18 protein-coding genes and 1 other RNA gene are annotated in these 16,054 nt (G+C 43.6%); 8 read left to right on the forward strand and 11 right to left on the reverse strand.

What is annotated here, in order from left to right; genetic code table 11:
* Positions 1 to 119: 119 nt before the first annotated feature.
* A complete protein-coding gene (gene ytxJ, locus M3P07_RS04330) occupies positions 120 to 509 on the forward strand; it encodes a bacillithiol system redox-active protein YtxJ (protein WP_249968666.1) in 390 nt (129 codons plus the stop codon).
* Positions 510 to 640: 131 nt separating this feature from the next.
* Here ytxJ and M3P07_RS04335 read toward each other — a convergent pair whose 3' ends face one another.
* Positions 641 to 1,846, reverse strand: a complete 1,206-nt coding sequence (locus M3P07_RS04335; RefSeq protein WP_249968667.1) for a hypothetical protein — start codon at positions 1,844 to 1,846, stop codon at positions 641 to 643.
* Between the two features lie 199 nt (positions 1,847 to 2,045).
* On the opposite strand from M3P07_RS04335, the gene M3P07_RS04340 reads away from it, so the two are divergent.
* The 3 genes from M3P07_RS04340 to glyA all read left to right on the forward strand — a co-directional run bounded on the left by M3P07_RS04340 (position 2,046) and on the right by glyA (position 4,222).
* A complete protein-coding gene (locus M3P07_RS04340; RefSeq protein WP_249968668.1) occupies positions 2,046 to 2,384 on the forward strand; it encodes a hypothetical protein in 339 nt (112 codons plus the stop codon).
* Between the two features lie 36 nt (positions 2,385 to 2,420).
* Positions 2,421 to 2,657 carry a DUF4760 domain-containing protein gene (locus M3P07_RS17850; RefSeq protein WP_470299684.1) on the forward strand — a complete coding sequence of 79 codons (237 nt, stop codon included), beginning with the start codon at positions 2,421 to 2,423 and terminating at the stop codon, positions 2,655 to 2,657.
* Positions 2,658 to 2,947: 290 nt separating this feature from the next.
* Positions 2,948 to 4,222: a serine hydroxymethyltransferase gene (glyA, locus tag M3P07_RS04345; RefSeq protein ID WP_249968669.1), complete on the forward strand. Its 1,275-nt coding sequence runs from the start codon at positions 2,948 to 2,950 to the stop codon at positions 4,220 to 4,222.
* Positions 4,223 to 4,266: 44 nt separating this feature from the next.
* Here the strand turns inward: glyA and M3P07_RS04350 are convergent, their stop codons facing one another.
* From M3P07_RS04350 to M3P07_RS04390, 9 genes are all read right to left on the reverse strand, one after another.
* Entirely contained in the window at positions 4,267 to 4,914 is a 648-nt protein-coding gene (locus M3P07_RS04350) for a hypothetical protein (RefSeq protein WP_249968670.1), read from the reverse strand.
* A gap of 173 nt (positions 4,915 to 5,087) precedes the next feature.
* Positions 5,088 to 5,756 carry a response regulator gene (locus M3P07_RS04355; RefSeq protein ID WP_249968671.1) on the reverse strand — a complete coding sequence of 223 codons (669 nt, stop codon included), beginning with the start codon at positions 5,754 to 5,756 and terminating at the stop codon, positions 5,088 to 5,090.
* A 17-nt stretch (positions 5,757 to 5,773) separates the two neighbouring features.
* Positions 5,774 to 7,837: a tetratricopeptide repeat-containing sensor histidine kinase gene (locus M3P07_RS04360; protein ID WP_249968672.1), complete on the reverse strand. Its 2,064-nt coding sequence runs from the start codon at positions 7,835 to 7,837 to the stop codon at positions 5,774 to 5,776.
* Between the two features lie 138 nt (positions 7,838 to 7,975).
* A complete protein-coding gene (locus M3P07_RS04365) occupies positions 7,976 to 8,179 on the reverse strand; it encodes a hypothetical protein (protein WP_249968673.1) in 204 nt (67 codons plus the stop codon).
* A 16-nt stretch (positions 8,180 to 8,195) separates the two neighbouring features.
* Positions 8,196 to 8,357 (reverse strand): hypothetical protein, encoded by a 162-nt coding sequence (locus M3P07_RS04370; RefSeq protein WP_249968674.1) that lies wholly within the window; start codon positions 8,355 to 8,357, stop codon positions 8,196 to 8,198.
* 137 nt (positions 8,358 to 8,494) lie between these two features.
* Positions 8,495 to 9,229: a LytR/AlgR family response regulator transcription factor gene (locus M3P07_RS04375; protein ID WP_249968675.1), complete on the reverse strand. Its 735-nt coding sequence runs from the start codon at positions 9,227 to 9,229 to the stop codon at positions 8,495 to 8,497.
* Positions 9,230 to 9,358: 129 nt separating this feature from the next.
* A complete protein-coding gene (locus M3P07_RS04380; protein WP_249968676.1) occupies positions 9,359 to 10,900 on the reverse strand; it encodes a choice-of-anchor Q domain-containing protein in 1,542 nt (513 codons plus the stop codon).
* 2 nt (positions 10,901 to 10,902) lie between these two features.
* The gene (locus tag M3P07_RS04385; protein ID WP_249968677.1) at positions 10,903 to 11,292 is read right to left on the reverse strand and encodes an acyl-CoA thioesterase; all 390 of its coding nucleotides are present in this window, start codon (positions 11,290 to 11,292) and stop codon (positions 10,903 to 10,905) included.
* Entirely contained in the window at positions 11,292 to 12,359 is a 1,068-nt protein-coding gene (locus M3P07_RS04390; RefSeq protein WP_249968678.1) for a glutaminyl-peptide cyclotransferase, read from the reverse strand. The genes M3P07_RS04385 and M3P07_RS04390 overlap by 1 nt, the downstream gene beginning before the upstream one ends.
* Positions 12,360 to 12,434: 75 nt before the next feature.
* Between M3P07_RS04390 and ffs the strand changes: the two genes are divergently transcribed.
* From ffs to fsa, 4 genes are all read left to right on the forward strand, one after another.
* Positions 12,435 to 12,533, forward strand: an RNA gene (ffs, locus tag M3P07_RS04395) — signal recognition particle sRNA small type.
* Positions 12,534 to 12,591: 58 nt separating this feature from the next.
* On the forward strand, positions 12,592 to 13,401 hold the full coding sequence (locus tag M3P07_RS04400; RefSeq protein ID WP_249968679.1) for an SDR family oxidoreductase: 810 nt from the start codon (positions 12,592 to 12,594) through the stop codon (positions 13,399 to 13,401).
* Between the two features lie 35 nt (positions 13,402 to 13,436).
* On the forward strand, positions 13,437 to 13,853 hold the full coding sequence (locus M3P07_RS04405) for a hypothetical protein (RefSeq protein ID WP_249968680.1): 417 nt from the start codon (positions 13,437 to 13,439) through the stop codon (positions 13,851 to 13,853).
* Between the two features lie 101 nt (positions 13,854 to 13,954).
* On the forward strand, positions 13,955 to 14,611 hold the full coding sequence (fsa, locus tag M3P07_RS04410; RefSeq protein ID WP_249968681.1) for a fructose-6-phosphate aldolase: 657 nt from the start codon (positions 13,955 to 13,957) through the stop codon (positions 14,609 to 14,611).
* A 54-nt stretch (positions 14,612 to 14,665) separates the two neighbouring features.
* Here fsa and M3P07_RS04415 read toward each other — a convergent pair whose 3' ends face one another.
* Positions 14,666 to 16,051 (reverse strand): TlpA family protein disulfide reductase, encoded by a 1,386-nt coding sequence (locus M3P07_RS04415; RefSeq protein WP_249968682.1) that lies wholly within the window; start codon positions 16,049 to 16,051, stop codon positions 14,666 to 14,668.
* Positions 16,052 to 16,054 lie beyond the last annotated feature (3 nt).

Consider the following 16,054-nt stretch of genomic DNA (forward strand, 5'->3'; position numbering starts at 1 on the left):
CAACAACCTTACCAGAGACCCCTAACGGTCAAAATGTCGCTAAATGCCCAAAAAAACAGGACATTTAGTCAGTTTGTAAGCTTTTTGTTCAAGCTCGACATAACTTATAAATTTGCAGCATGGGATTATTTGGAAATGTATTTGGAAAAAAGGAACAACAGGAGAAATCTGCACCTAAAGTGCCATGGATTCCTTTGGAAACTCTAGAGCAGTTGATGGAGATTGAGGAGCGATCCAATACACGGACCCAGCTAATTTTTAAGCATTCCACCACTTGTGGCATTAGCCGTATGGTATTGAATATGTTTACTGGAAGTTATGCCCTTGGGGATGAACATGATATCTATTTTTTGGATTTGCATGCGCATCGAAATGTGTCCAATGCAGTAGAATCCAAGTTTAGGGTACGACACCAATCCCCGCAGCTCTTGATCATTAAAAATGGGGAGGCTACTTTCCATACGTCCCATGGGGCCATTTCCGATATAGAATTAGCGCAGTACGTTTAGGGCCGCGAAAACAGTTCGAGCGCAGCCGAGAAGGGCATATTTAATTGCCTTAGTCTTCTCTACTGCGCTCGAAGTGGTTTTTAAGCTATTCCTATCGGAACAGAATCAATGCTGTACTAAGACCGATAGTATTAATCATTAAAATGGTTCTCGGCTACAAACTGGTTCTGGACAATTATGTTCTTTAGCCTCAATTTTAGGTCTTCCCCAGCATCGTAGACCATTTGCTCGTTGGTAGGGAAGGGAACGGCCCTAACATTCAATAAAGAAATCAAATCGGTATCCAAAGCTCTTTTATCCCCTCGATAATTGGCATAAATGTGCTCAAACACAAATTCACTGGCCAAGGGGTAGGAGTTGATTTCCTGTCCGTTCGACAAATCTGTAATGCTCACCCTGGCGCCAATCTGGGCAGCCTTAAACTGGGTAAACTGATAGAAATTACACTTTACCTTTTTGAACTTATCCACTTTGATGTCATTTCCAAGACTGTCCTTGGCCACGTTTCCATTGTCATCTAATACGTACTCAAATCCGTCTTTGACCAATTTTTCTTTTATGATCTGCTTTTCGTTTATCTGCTCAGGTGAAACATTGATTTCCCTAAAGTCAAGGTTCAGCGCATAGTCATAGTCAATATCGGCAACTGGATTGGCATGGTATTCCATCCAAAAATTATTGATACCATAGGCGTTGAAATCCAATAGCTCTTCTTCCAATCTTTCCGGAATAATTTGTTGCGTATCATTACCAATATCCACGCGCACATATTCCAATCCTTTGGTGTAGGCCTCATCCATTTTGGCTATGGTCTCCTTATAACCTGGATTGATGTCCTGCAGATATTTCAAATCGTTATAAACAACCCGGTAATCGGCCTTTTCCTTTGCGGAGGCCAACAAGCCGTTGGCATTGCTGTACAAATATTCCGAAAGGTTGTTTTTGGTGACCAATATTTGGGAGTCGTAATTCTGGAAATTAAAACGGGCGTCCCTGCCTTCATCATAAACAGAAAGGGGCAATAGGGGCCTGATTCGCTGTTGTATTTCCTTCAAATAAAGATATTTGTTATAGATGATCTCAAAGTTTGCTGGATTGCCATCTTGTTGTAAAAATGCAATTTGCTCTTGCTCGCGCTCGGCATTTTTGGCAAAAGCATCCTCGAGCATCACCACGTAGGCTTGATGCCCTTTTTTGGTTTTGTTCTCCGCAAGGTTTTTGATGGCCTTGTTCATAGCGGACACATAATTTCCGCTGTTCAAAGCTTCTTGGGTTTTCTTTACCCCGCCGCAGGCGGTAAAAAGTACTAGGGTACCAATGAGTAATATTTTTTTCATGGCTTTTTGATTTTATTGGTTATGGAAGGCTTTTCAACTGCCGTGCCAAAAAGCTTCACTTTATAAACGAAAAAGGTCAAAGGGTAGTATAATATCGATGAAATGCACTTTTTTCAACATTTGTACCCATGATGGACGCTGTCGAATGATTTGCAAATCTTGGCTTATTTGCTATTTTAGTTCCACCAAATCGATTTCCATGAAAACTGCATTTCAACTTAACCTAAGGTTGAGTTATCTAGTATTGGGCTTACTGACCATCTGTTTTTTAGGATTATGGCTGTTTTTGGAATTTTTCCCCGAAAACGGTTGGTTTCCAACTCTAATTGATGTAATGGCATATTGCACTGGCAGCGTGGCAATCCTTACTTTGGTATACCATGCCTTGAACCTGACCATCACACAAAATATCCATAAGGAAAATCTTGCCATACGCAAGAATCAGTATTCTTTTGAGGTTATAGCAAAATTTCATGAGCCGTCAATGGCAAATACCCTTCGAGATTTAAGGGATATTAGGAACAGTCCAAAGAAGTAACTTGAAAAAAAGAATATCAAAGACTTTTTGAAATTTTTGGATAAAGAGAAAGAGGTTCACATCAACATGGTTCAATTGTTTAATTATTTTGAGCACATTAGTTTACTGGTGGAAAAAGGGCATGTAGATGAAAAAATTGTAAAATCTGCATTCAAGACTCTGTTTTTAAGTATTTATTCGGAGTTTAAATTTTACATAGATGAACGACAAGTCCAGCACCGCAGATCTTGGATAAAATTTGAAGAGCTTTGCCTGAAATGGGCAAAGGAATGATTCAAAATATCAATTCGGATTTTGCAGTTATGGGTATAAATGGCTAACTTTAAATTAAAATGTACGACTATGAAAACATTGGCTTATAAATTCTACGATTTCGACGGGCTGTAGCACGCGTTCGATACAATATAGATAAGCCTCCTGTAATTGGGAGGCTTTTTTTATTGGATTGACTGTAGTCAATATTGTTAATTGCCGTTTGATAAATTGGCTTTTTTGCCACAATTTTTTTCCGTTCCGTTAGCTTTTCTATTTGTACTTTTAGCACTTCTTAATTCAAAAGGCAAATGGAAAGAGACCACCGGATTTTTGAACTCATTGAAAACGAAAGGGAAAGACAGCTCGAAGGCTTGGAACTCATTGCTTCCGAGAACTTTGTAAGCCCGCAGGTCATGGAGGCCGCTGGCTCCGTGCTCACCAATAAATATGCAGAAGGCTACCCTGGAAAGCGATATTATGGTGGCTGCGAGGTGGTGGACCAAGTCGAGCAATTGGCCATAGACCGTGCCAAGGAGCTCTTTGGGGCCACATACGCCAATGTGCAACCCCATTCCGGGTCACAGGCCAATGCATCCGTATACCATGCTTGCCTTCAACCGGGAGATACCATTTTAGGATTTGATCTGTCCCATGGAGGACACCTTACCCACGGTTCGCCCGTAAACTTTTCCGGAAAGCTATACAACCCTGTTTTTTATGGGGTAGAGGAGGAGACCGGAATGTTGGACTACGATAAAATCCAAGAGGTTGCCGATAAGGAAAAACCAAAACTGATCATCGCTGGGGCATCTGCCTACTCACGCGATATGGATTTTAAACGTTTTAGGGAAATAGCGGATAGTGTGGACGCCCTTTTGGTGGCCGACATTTCACACCCTGCGGGATTGATCGCCAAAGGCATCATGAACGATCCCATTCCGCATTGCCATATTGTGACAACCACCACCCATAAAACCCTTCGCGGACCAAGGGGCGGACTGATCTTGATGGGGGAAAACTTTGAAAACCTATGGGGCATCCGTCTAAAGAACGGTAACCTAAGAAAGATGTCCGGACTTTTGGATTTGGCCGTTTTTCCTGGAAACCAAGGGGGACCTTTGGAGCACACCATTGCCGCCAAGGCAGTGGCCTTTGGGGAGGCACTTACCGATGACTTCCTGCACTATATCATCCAAGTGAAGAAAAATGCAGAGGCCATGGCCAAGGCATTCGTGGCTAAGGATTACAAGGTAATCTCTGGAGGTACCGATAACCACATGATGCTCATCGACCTAAGAAACAAGGACATTACTGGAAAAGATGCCGAAAAAGCACTGGAATTGGCAGATATCACCGCCAATAAGAACATGGTGCCTTTCGATGACCAATCACCATTCATTACTTCGGGTATCCGTTTTGGGACTTCGGCCATTACCACCAGAGGCCTCAAAGAAGCCGATATGGAGACCATTGTCGGGTATATCGATGAAGTACTGATGGACGCTTCCAACGAAAAAAATATTGCTGGAATAAAACAAAAGGTCAATGACCTAATGAAGTCAAGACCTTTGTTTTCTGCCTAATTAGGCGGGGTGTTCTTAGGTTAAGCCTAAGGAATCAATTGTCTTTAGTCCAAAAGGAAAAAATCTTCTTTTTCCATCGTCTTGGATTCTAGGGAATACACCATCGCATCCAATTGCGGGTCATCTTCGAAGTACAGCCCCCAATGGTCAAAAAAGCTTTGATTGGGATCGTTCTTGGTCGTCCCAATTTTTGGGTCTTCCTCAAAAACGGGCACAAAGATTTCATAGGGCATTTCCGTAAGGCCTTTGGTAAAGTAAACAAAGTGTTCGCTTATCTTATTGATAATGGCCCCCAGTTGCTCTGGAATGCTGTAGTCCTGTACCTTGCTTATTACAAGGGAGGTGTCCCTAAAATGGATGGATAGTTCGGTAATATCCACATTACCGTCATTGATTTCCCTTAATCGTGCGAAAGCATTGTCAAAAGAGGAGTTTCCGCTCGAATTGCATGCAACTCCGCCCCAATCTTCTGTGTTGAAATGGTGCAGGCTCTCTGTGAGCCCAAAGTTGCAGTTAATGTCTAAAATCAGTTCTGTTCCTTCATTTTCTCTTTTGTACCGACATTTTACCGTCACCTCTGCAAAAAAATCCTTCTCAAGTGTTCTAATGAATTCGTCTAATCCTTCTGCAGCAACAAATGTCCGGATACCAGCTAGGGGGAAAATGAGGTTGGATCGTTTTTGGTATGGCATTTCGTTTCTTCATCGTGTTCCCTATCAAAGTTAAAACGAAACTTTATCATTCGATTGGAGGAAAACCTTAAAAATTCTGGGGTTTTTCTCCAATTTGCCCCCTTTTTTACCGGTTTTTGGGAAAATTGGAAAAAACGGTCTTCGCGAAATTGGGTTTTACGCCTATTAAAAGATTAAATAAATCCACGGTTTTTTGCCGCCAAGATCAATGCCAGATCATTCTCGTTTTCGGTGCCAAAAAGGGTCTTCATATGCCGTTTCCTGTTCTCGATGGAAGAAGGGGACAGGCGGATATGTTTTTCCAAATCCTTGTTCTTGGTGCCGATGGACAAATGGTAGAGTATTTTCTTGTCCTTCTCATCCAGGCTAATATCGTTCTTAAGTTTTTTACGGATGGCGGCCAAAGCTTTGGACGAATAGTAGGGTGGGTTTAGCACCACGGTCTTCACCGCATCTTCCAGTGTTTTCGGGTCTATGTCGTTTTTGATCAGGTAACCATCGGGATCTACGGACATAAGAATACTATTGATCCTAAAGTTGTCGCTGAACGAGGACATAAAAACAATCTTGGTGTCGGGCACCAACCTACGGGCCAGCTTTCCCAAGTCCTCACCAGAATTAGGTTGTTTTTCGTTAGGCGGGTACAATTGGACGTCCAAGAAAAGGATATCGTACTTAAAGGAGTCCACGGATTCCTCGATCAATCTTTTGCCAAGTTCGTAGGAGTTGGCGGTATCCACAATAATGGAGTACCCTTCAAAAACAATGCGTTCCAGGATGTATTTGTACCCTAGCATGGTCATCTCATGATCATCTATGGTCAATATCCTTAATGTTTTCATACGTTCCGTTTTAAGATTTAGGCGTTCAATGTTTGTTTCTGTTCCCCGATATTCGAAAATTGTTTTGGCCTAACATATTTGGCCGGTATTTGCACGGTTATGGTTGTACCCTCTCCCTTTTGACTCTCTACCTGCAGCGAACCATTAATTTTCTCCGCCCTGGAGGTTAGGTTGCGAAGCCCGATGCCGTTCCGGCCCTTGTTCACCTCAAAACCTACCCCGTCGTCCTGGATGGTGAGGGTAAGCAGACCATCTTCCAAGGTAAAGGAGATGGTGGCCTGTTTACACTGGGCATGTTTAACGCTGTTTTTAAGGGATTCCTGCACAATCCGGTAGGTGTTGATCTTGATATCACCGTCCAGGGCATCCCATTCAACGTGGTCGTCAAAAGTAAAGGAACATTTGATTCCCGATGAGCTACTGATCGTGCCAATCAGCTCCTCAAGGGAAACAATAAAGTTATAAAATTTTTCGTACGAGGCATTGCTCAACTCATGGGAGATGGTGCGGATTTCCTCCTCCACTTCCCGCAGTTTTTCGATCATATCGGCGCGTTTGGATACGGCCTCCTCGTTGTTGTCGTTGTTGAGCACGCCCATGAACATGCGTATGCTCAACAGGTCTCCAAGAACACTGTCGTGCAGTTCTTCGGAGATCCGCTTTTTCTCCAACTTTTTGCCCTCTTCGAACTTGCCCTGTTGCGAGAGCATGAGGTTGTAGATCTCTTGGTTGGCCTCTTGCTGCTTTTGCTGGAATTTGAGCTTGTTGTTACTGGCCCTTTGTGCCAGGATCACAAAAATAGCGACCGAGGCCAAGAATACGGCAATGGCGATCAGGGCCCAAATAAGTTTATCGCGGGATAGGGCCTCGTTACGTTGGATTACTTGGTCGGTCTCTAGGCGGATGCGGGCAAACTTATCACGAGTGGTGCGCTCTTCCTCTTTAATTTGCTCGTTGAGCTGGTAGTAGGTATCGGAATAAGCAACGGCATTCTCCGAATCGATATGGGTGAGCAAGCGAAGAATCTCCAAATGATGGAAGTTGTTGGAAGAAGCTTTTGCCAATTCCAAACCTTCTTCAGCCTGGATTTTTGCGTTAAGGGTATCACCTTTTGCAACTAATACTTCGGCGTAAAATTGTTTGGCCCTGGCCTGATCTTCAGAAAATTCCAATTGTTCAAATGCCTCAAGTGCATTTAACAGGTGCGCGCTCGCTTCGCCATAATCCTTTTTGCCTTTGAAAATTGCATATGCGAGGCTTACAAGAGCAGTTGGGTAAAGCTCTTCATCGTTTTCCTTAAGATTATTTCCCAACAATTTTCTATAGGCTCTTTCCGCTTTTTCATACTCATTTCTATTTAATAAAGTATGGGCAATATTGTTTTTATTTTGACGGATTAAATCTTTCTTATCTGCAACATCTAGTTTTTTGATTCCTTCTCCTGCTTTTTGATAATAATTTAATGCCATCTCAGTATCATCCATATTATTGGAGATAACCCCCAATAAATTGTTGCATAGATAAGCCCTGTATTCATCTTCCAGGTCATCATAAATCCGTAAAGCTTCGGTAACGCTTTTTTCAGCCCCTAGATAATCGTTAAAAAAATCTTCTATCGAGCCCATGTTGAATAAAATCCTTCCACGAAGGGATTGTGAAGTAGAATCTGTTGGCAATTGCAGAAAACTGTTATACGCCTTTTGATAATAAAAATAGGCGCTATCCATTACTCCGTAGGATTTTTGGAAAGCGGCCATATCCCAATAAGATTCCCCTTCGGCCTTATAGAGTTTGCCTTTTGATGCCAATTGCAGCACCTCGGCATTCATTTTGCGAAAACCCAAGGAATCCCCTAAACGTTTATAACCCAAGGAAATGCGGGATAGATGGTCCAATCGTAATGTATCATTTGCAACTTCTGACAATTCCATTTTTGCACGTACCAAAAACTGCGTACGTTGGACTATGTCCAGATGCGCGGAATCCCTGCTAGCATCGATTAGGGTTCTAATGTCATCAGTTTGTGCTTTTGTTGTATCTGAGGGCCCCCTGGATTGTTTATTACAACTAAGAAAAAGCAACAGAATTAATATGAAGTAATTGTATCTCAATTATATGTGCATTAAAATGCTCGGATATTTAGTTTTCCTATTATACAAGGTAAAAAAAAAGCCCCAAACCATAATGGTTTCGAGGCTTTTCAATACGTTTAAATTCCGTTATAATTCTCTGTCGTCGTTGGCAATAAACCGTAATTGGGAATATTCTTTTGGCAAATACTCATTTATGGTTTCCATTTCCTTAGATATCAATTCGGTGCGGGCATCAGCGGATTTGTTTTCCAGGTCTCCCTCTTTGGAGACACAGCCGAATAACAGCACACATCCGAAAATTATAAGGAACATAGGCACCAACGATTTCATGTAATTTAAATATGGGTTATTGTCTGTCATCAGAACCTTTATCAGCTCCAGTGGATGAATCCTGATCCTCCAAGCTTTCCATGAGTGCTTCGGTTTCACTTACATTATCCGCTTCGCACGAAAACAATCCCATAGTCATTACAACAACAGCAAAAATACTTACAACCTTTCTCATCATCTTTCTTATTTTTTGGTTAGAAAATTTGTTTATACAGCCAAGTTATCTTAGCATCCGAAAAAGAAAGGATGGGCGCGAAAAGTTTTAGTAAACGACCCTTTTGGGCTAGAATTTTGCCAAAGTGTGTAAGAATTACACTAATTATAGGTATTTATTGCGGTTTTGGAGAGCATTTCCTTTAGGCCATCCACTTTTTCCCTATAGGTCTTGGAGAAGGGCAGCTCGTCCTCGCGTTTGTTGCGCAGGGTGCATATGGATTTACCATAGTTGATACGCCCCACATACCGGCTGTTTAGGATATAGCTCTGGTGGATACGGATAAAACTCTGTGGCAGTTGCTCCTCAAAAGACTTCAAGGTTTTAAAGGCACTGACCACATTGCCATTGCTCATAAAAAAGTCGGTGGAGTTGTTGTCCGACTTTAGGTACATGATCTCACTGGTGTTGAGGTACCTATAGTCGTTATAAGATTTTAGGCAAAGTGTTGAGGGGACATTATGTTTCGGGAAACGTTTGCGGAGCCGCATAATGGTCTTTCGTACATCGAACTCGTTATGGGGCAGGATCCAATAATCAAAGAAACCGCTTTTAATGGCGTTGTATGCATATTTTTTGGAAGTGGAGTATCCCACTATGATCGGCAAATTGTTCAAAAACTGATTGAGTTCCGATACCATATGAAAATAGGCCATGCCCTCTTCGTTAAGGTTGATCAAGACCAAATCGGGGGCAAATTTTAGGATGCCGTTCAATCCGTCTTCGGCATTGGTATCGGTACCTACACAATTAAAATCCCCATACTCCCTCATATAAAGCTGCAATTGGAGCTTGGAAGCGGCATTGGAATCGATTATGGTATAGGTATAATCCATGGGTAAAGTGCTGGGTGCAAGTTAATAACGTCTCAAAAAAACTCGTTGCATTTTTCCCTTAAAAAAACTGGGGGATTCCCTCAAAAAAGGCCTTTTTCGGGGTTTTTTTTCTAAAAATACCGTTAACGTTCAATTCCCCGGCACAAATTCGTAGGCCCCAATGTCAGGATTTTGGGACCGGTCCACACCCCTAATATCCAACGAAAGGGGAGGGGCAACATTTGGGTCTGCCGCATCTCGCGCAAACGAATTGGGACCAATCTGGAACTGGTTTTCAAAAGGTAAGAAAAAATCCGAGTCTTTATCAAAAATTACATCAATATAACGATTTGTGTCCTCAAAGTTAAAAAGAGGATTTCCGGCATGGCTGTTGTCCGTATCATTGAACTGCAATAGGCAGTTCCTAAAACTAAATTCAAAGGTTTCGGTCTCATCTTGCAATAAAACCAACTCCACGGCCATGTTTCCGCCAATAATACAGTTGATAAAATCGGCCTGTTCCAAGGACACCGTAGTATTCTGGTCAAAATTGTCGAGGGCCAGGGCGGTTCCGGTTCTAAAGCCATTGCCCCAGTAATTGGCCAAGGTACAGTGCGCAAAGCGGTAGCTCCCGCCCAATTGCCCCAAAAAGCTGTATCCCCCTGCACCGCCCAATACCGAGTTTTCGGCAGTTATCCGTGCCGAGGTGGCCCATAGGTTATGGCTCAGGCTGTTATAGATCTGGGTGTTGGCCAGATCAAGAGTAGGGGAGCCCGAAAGCGGGTCGCCATCTACCCGTAGCCCCACTGTGGCATTTTTAAGGGTAAGGAATTCGAGATTGTTGCCAACGCTTCCCTCCCGGAACCAAACAGTGCCCCATTGCCCGGGCTCGTCGGCATAGCCAGGTTCCAAACGGTCCCCTTCAAAGATCACCTCGTTTTCCAGCAGATCCTGGTCCTCGCTCAGCGCGCCGTTTACCTGGAGCGAAGCTCCATCTTCCACAATAAGCCCCGAGTTGTTATGGAAATGTACGCGGGTCCCGGCCTGCATGCTAAGCGCACTGCCATCGGGGACTGCGGCGTAACCGTAGACCACATAGGGTTTTTCGTTGGTAAAATCTAACTGCCCGGATTCTAGATAAAAGCCTTCCACGCGAATTTCATTGCCCTCTGGATCCAAGCCCAAGGTAAGGGTCTCCTTGGTGCCGTTGGACAAGGTAGCGGGATATAGAAAAACGGCATCCTTTACCAGGGTTACCAGTTCTACCCTTTGGGTATGGTCGCCATTGCCAAACAGCAGGCCTTCGGTATATAGAAACTCTGACTGGTTGGTGGGGGCCACATCAAAAGTGGTTTCTATAAATACAAATAAACTGTCTTTGGCCAAGAGGGGAATGTCGGTGAACTCCTTGCCGGGCAATCCGTCCACATTTAGGCGGTAACTGCTACTTGGCCCGGTTTCCAACCCAATGTAAGGGATAAGCACATCGCTGATGCCCCGGTTGTATACCTTTAAGGTATAAGTGGCACTACCAATATTGGTAAAAATGGTATCCAAGAAAACAGTGTCCTTGGAAAAGGAAAGGTTGCCCGTGCTCGGGGCATAATCAAAATCTTTTCGGCAGGAGGTTCCCAGCAGGACGAGGGTAAAAACCACACCTGTCAACAATCCTTTTATGTACCAGCGATCCACCTTTAGTCAAATATTTTTTGAATGGCCTCTGGAACGCGTTTGGGCCGTAAAGTGGTCGCGTCCAGCAGGCACCATTGGGTAATAGCTTTAACTAAGAGTTGGTCGGTTTTATTGTTACTGATTTCCACCACACGGATGGAAAGTGGTCCTTTGGTCTCTTTAATATAGGTCTTAACCTCCAGTTGGTCGCCCAAAAGCGCCGAACGTTCGTAAGTGATGTTATGGTTTTTCACTACCCATATCATGTTTTCCCGTTCGGTGGCCTGGGTAGCGGCTTCCCAATGGTTTTTGGAGATTTCCTGTACCCATTCCACATAACGTACATTGTTGACATGCTGGTTGTCGTCCAGATCATCGTCCTGTACGGTAAGAAGATGGGAATAGGTCTGCATTATTCTTTTTTACGGATTTGCACCTCGAAAAGCTTGTCCCAGTTTTTGCCGGTCACAAAAAAGGTGCCGCGCTCTTGGTGATAAGCCACCCCGTTGAGCACCGAGTTGCCCTCGTCCCAATTGGCGCCTTTTCTTATTTTGTTCTTTAGCCCACCAAAATTGATCACGCCCTCTATGGCGCCGGTAGTGGCATCAATGATCATCATGCTCTCCTTTTGGTATACGTTGGCGTAGATTTTCCCGTTTACATATTCCAGTTCGTTGGCCTTATTGAAGATGGATTTGTTGGTCACGGTTTCTATATAGCCCATTTCCTCCAGGGTTTCTGGATCAAGGAACCAAATTTTTTCGGTGCCGTCACTTTTATACAGTTTGGTGCCATCGTTGCAAAGTCCCCAGCCCTCGCGACTCTTCCCATACATAAAATCCTTCTTTTTTTCCAGGGTGTTGGCATCGTAGACATAGCCCAGTCGCTTTTGCCAGGTTAGGTGGTACAATTGATCATTGAGCAGGGTAATGCCCTCTCCAAAAACATCGGCATCCATTTCTATTTTCTCGGAAACCTCCCCGGTTTCAAAGTTTACCTTGCGAACGGTGGAGCCCCCTTTTTTTCCAGTGCTTTCATACAGTATTCCTTTATGGAATTCCAGTCCTTGGGTGTAGGCGTTTTGATCGTGGGGATAGGTATTGATGATCTCGTAGGTATATACCTGCGGGGCAGATTGGGCTAGGAGCCGTATTTTCTTTTCTATTTGTATGGATTGATCGCCGTATCCGATTTTGGCCACTAGGATTTTGTTGCCCAAGGTTTTTGCATCCAGTTTTATTTTGCCATTGGTCACCGGAAGGGTTTCACCATCGAGGGAATATTGCAGATCGGTGATTTCGATTTCCTTTTTGTTCTTAAGGGCGACCCCAACTTCCTGTCCCTGTTGGAATTTGTTTCCATTACCTTCCAATTGGATGGCAAAAAGTTTGGTGGGGTCGGTTTCCCCACAACCTAGGAAAAAGAGCAGGAAACCAAAAACAGACAATAGCTTGACCATGGAGTTCAGTACTTTTTTCATGCGATTAGACTTGGATATCGAAATTAAGAATGAAATAGGATTGCGGCAAATTTAAAATGGTCGTATATTTGCATTTGGCAAGTCCTACACGACCAGCTCCTGCAAAATCCCCCAGGGCGGGAACGCAGCAAGGGTATGCGGTTGTAGCGGTGCGATGTAGGTAGCTTGCCTTTTTTTGTGCCCTAAATTCTCCTGATCGTGTATCTTTCCAACCCAAATACAAGCGGAACACATGGATAAAAAAGTGGTTTTGATCACCGGCGGCTCTTCCGGAATTGGAAAATCTGTAGGGACCTATCTTACCGAGAAAGGATTTAAGGTCTATGGAACCACCCGAAACCCTGATAATTATCCGGATTTTGATTCCTTTGAATTGGTCCAGTTGGATGTAAAACATCCAGAAAGTGTATCCAATGCCGTGTCGGAGGTCATTTCCAAGGCCGGTAGGTTGGATGTTTTGATAAACAATGCCGGAGTGGGAATCACTGGCCCTGTGGAAGAAACCCCACACGAGGAAATCCTGAATGTTTTCGATACCAATTTTAATGGCCCCGTGCACATGATGAAAGCCGTGCTGCCCCAAATGCGAAAGCAAGGAGGCGGGCTGATCATCAATACCACTTCCATAGCAGGCTATATGGGACTGCCGTTCCGGGGTTACTACTCGGCCACCAAAGGCGCATTGAACATTATCACCGAAGCCTTGCGCATGGAGACCAAAAAATTTGGGATTTCCATTACCAATCTTGCTCCAGGGGATTTTGCGACCAATATTGCGGCAGGGCGTTATCATGCTCCCGTGACCAAAGGGTCTGCCTATGAGGAGGAATACCAAAGAAGTCTAGATCTTATGAACGAACATGTGGATGCTGGCGGGGATCCCATGGTGGTGGCGAAAAAAGTGTATCAAATCATCCAGAAGAAAAAGCCGAAAGTGCACTATCCTGTGGGAGAATTTACGCAAAGGCTTTCGCTGGTGCTAAAAAAGATATTGCCCGATAGGGTTTACGAGAAACTCTTGCTCAACCATTACAAGTTGTAAACCACGATGGCATGTTTTTTGATTTCATAGAAAACATGAAACCAAAGAACATTACAATCATCATTTTATTGGCGGCCTTTAGTTTTCTTTTTCAGGGCTGCGACGAAATTTACGAGTGTGTTTTCAACATCAATCCAGAACTTCATGATAGACCCTTGGAAATAGGTTTTGTTGGTGAACGCTACTACGACGAGGTGACCGCGGAGATAAGCAACGAGGTCAACGACAACGATTACATTTACGATTTTGAGGTATACGGCGATCTTCCACCCGGAATTTCTTTTGATTTTACCCGACGTTCCGTGGAACTTTTTGGAAGGCCAGAAGAAAGGGGTACCTATAGGTTTACGGTAGAGCTGTTTGTGGAATCGTACGATTACGACGGTTACGACGGCAGCCCAACCTGTTCAGATTCAGCCAGAAGACAATTCACAATCCAAGTAGTGGAATAGGATCATCCTAACATTAATTTTAAACAATTTGTTAAGCCGGACTTTCTTATTGTTGTACATTCGCAATGAATTCTAGTACAACGTAAAACAGCTTAAGAAGGATGAGATTTTTTATAGACACGGCCAATCTAGACCAAATAGCCGAAGCCCAACAGCTCGGTGTATTGGACGGGGTTACGACCAACCCTTCCCTTATGGCCAAAGAGGGCATTACCGGAACAGAGAATATTTTAAAACACTATGTGGACATCTGCAATATTGTGGACGGTGACGTTTCTGCAGAAGTGGTAGCCACTGATTTTGACAATATGGTCAAAGAAGGGGAGGAGCTTGCCAAATTGCACGATCAAATCGTGGTGAAGGTTCCCATGATTAAAGATGGGGTAAAGGCCTTAAAATATTTTTCCGATAATGGTATACGTACCAACTGTACCTTGGTGTTTTCCCCAGGGCAGGCTTTGTTGGCGGCCAAAGCGGGAGCTACCTATGTTTCCCCTTTCTTGGGAAGATTGGACGATATTTCCACGGACGGGTTGAACCTGATCGCCGAGATTCGTCAGATCTATGACAACTACGGATTTGAAACACAAATCCTAGCGGCTTCCATCCGACATACCATGCACGTGATCGATTGCGCAAAAATTGGTGCCGATGTTATGACCGGGCCGCTTTCGTCCATTACCGGATTGTTGAAACATCCATTGACCGATATAGGATTGGAGAAATTCTTGGCGGACTACCGCAAAGGAAATTCCTAAGTAAAAAGAAGATTAAAATCGACAAGGCCCTGAATTAGTTCGGGGCTTTTTTATTTAGAAAGAATAATAGAGGCTGGCAAAAGCGTCCACCACTAAGGTGTCTTTGGCTATAACGCATTTGTAAAGATCGTCCAAGATCATGGAGGTTTGGATTTCCTCAAAGTCGTCGCCGTGGAACTGGTCGGCCTTATCCAAGCCATATTCTTCCAACAAGTTTTGCCATTGGGTGTAGCTGGTCTTCACATTAATTCCCACAAAGCGATACTCTGGATGCTTTTTTTGAAGCTTGGCCACATGTTGGGTCACATTTTTTAGATGTCTTTTCTGTGCGCCAGTCCAAAAGTAAAAAACGGTCTTTTGCTTTTTACTGATATCCTTGATGGATACTTCCTGATTTTCCACATTGGTGACAATAAGCTCTGGAAGCTCACTATTGGGCTGTAGATTTTGGATACCCTCGTAGAGATCATCTATTTCCTGCTTGTGGTCGTCGCTCGAGGATAGCTTTCGGAATTTTTCAATAAAAATTTGGCATTCCTTACTGGCCGAATGCTCCCTAAGAAGGTAATCCATCGCAATGTTCCTGAACAAGAGGTTTCTGAGCTCGTCTTCGCTTACAAGACTATCAACCATGGTCAATTTATGCTTGTTGTAATGCAGCCTGCCCATAGACTCTTTGCCCTCCATACCTCCACAACCTTTCATGCAGGCCATATAGGAGATATTTCCAAAATGGTATTTCACATAATCAAAATAGGGCCTAAAATATGCGAGTTCCCTGTTGTTTAAATCCACCGATTTTCTGTAGGAATAGAATTCTTCCGGAAGCTCTGGAAAGGTTTCCTTGCCTGTTTTTTTCTTGTGGTAAAAAGGATAGGATTCCCTGTGGGTAAAGCTTTGGTAGTTCACCGAAGCCGTGGCCAAACCTATGGCCTTTTCAGACAATTGGTTTTCCGTGATGAGCTCATTCAAATGGGCGAGCTTTTTTTCTTGAAGGGAGTCAATCTTTTTCTGAAAGTCCATGGGTGGAAGGTGATAAAAGCCATAGATTTCATGTTCTTCCTGCTCATGGGCCAAGAACATCTCGATCAAAAAATTATTGATTTCGCTTCCCTCGCCTGAAAACACAAGAGACTCGTCAAATTCCATGGTGTTCAAGCGAATGAGAATGCTATCTCCTTCCTGTAAGTATAAATATTGAAGTTCCGGGCTGTGGTCAAAATGATAGAGTCCTTCCTCTATACCCTGTAGTTTGAAAGAAAACCGATTGCCTGTATCGAGTTTTGCAGAATCAATATAGGTGTCATTTCTATAAAGGACGACATAATCGCTGGTAGGATTTACAATTTCCCCTCCAAAAAAGACAGTAGGGCATTCTCCTGATCTGTCAGTACACGCCAAAATCGAGAAAAGGGAGAGGCCGAGTAAAATTCTAATCATACA

The sequence above is a fragment of the Flagellimonas myxillae genome (assembly GCF_023502235.1).
Taxonomy (GTDB): Bacteria; Bacteroidota; Bacteroidia; order Flavobacteriales; family Flavobacteriaceae; genus Flagellimonas; species Flagellimonas myxillae.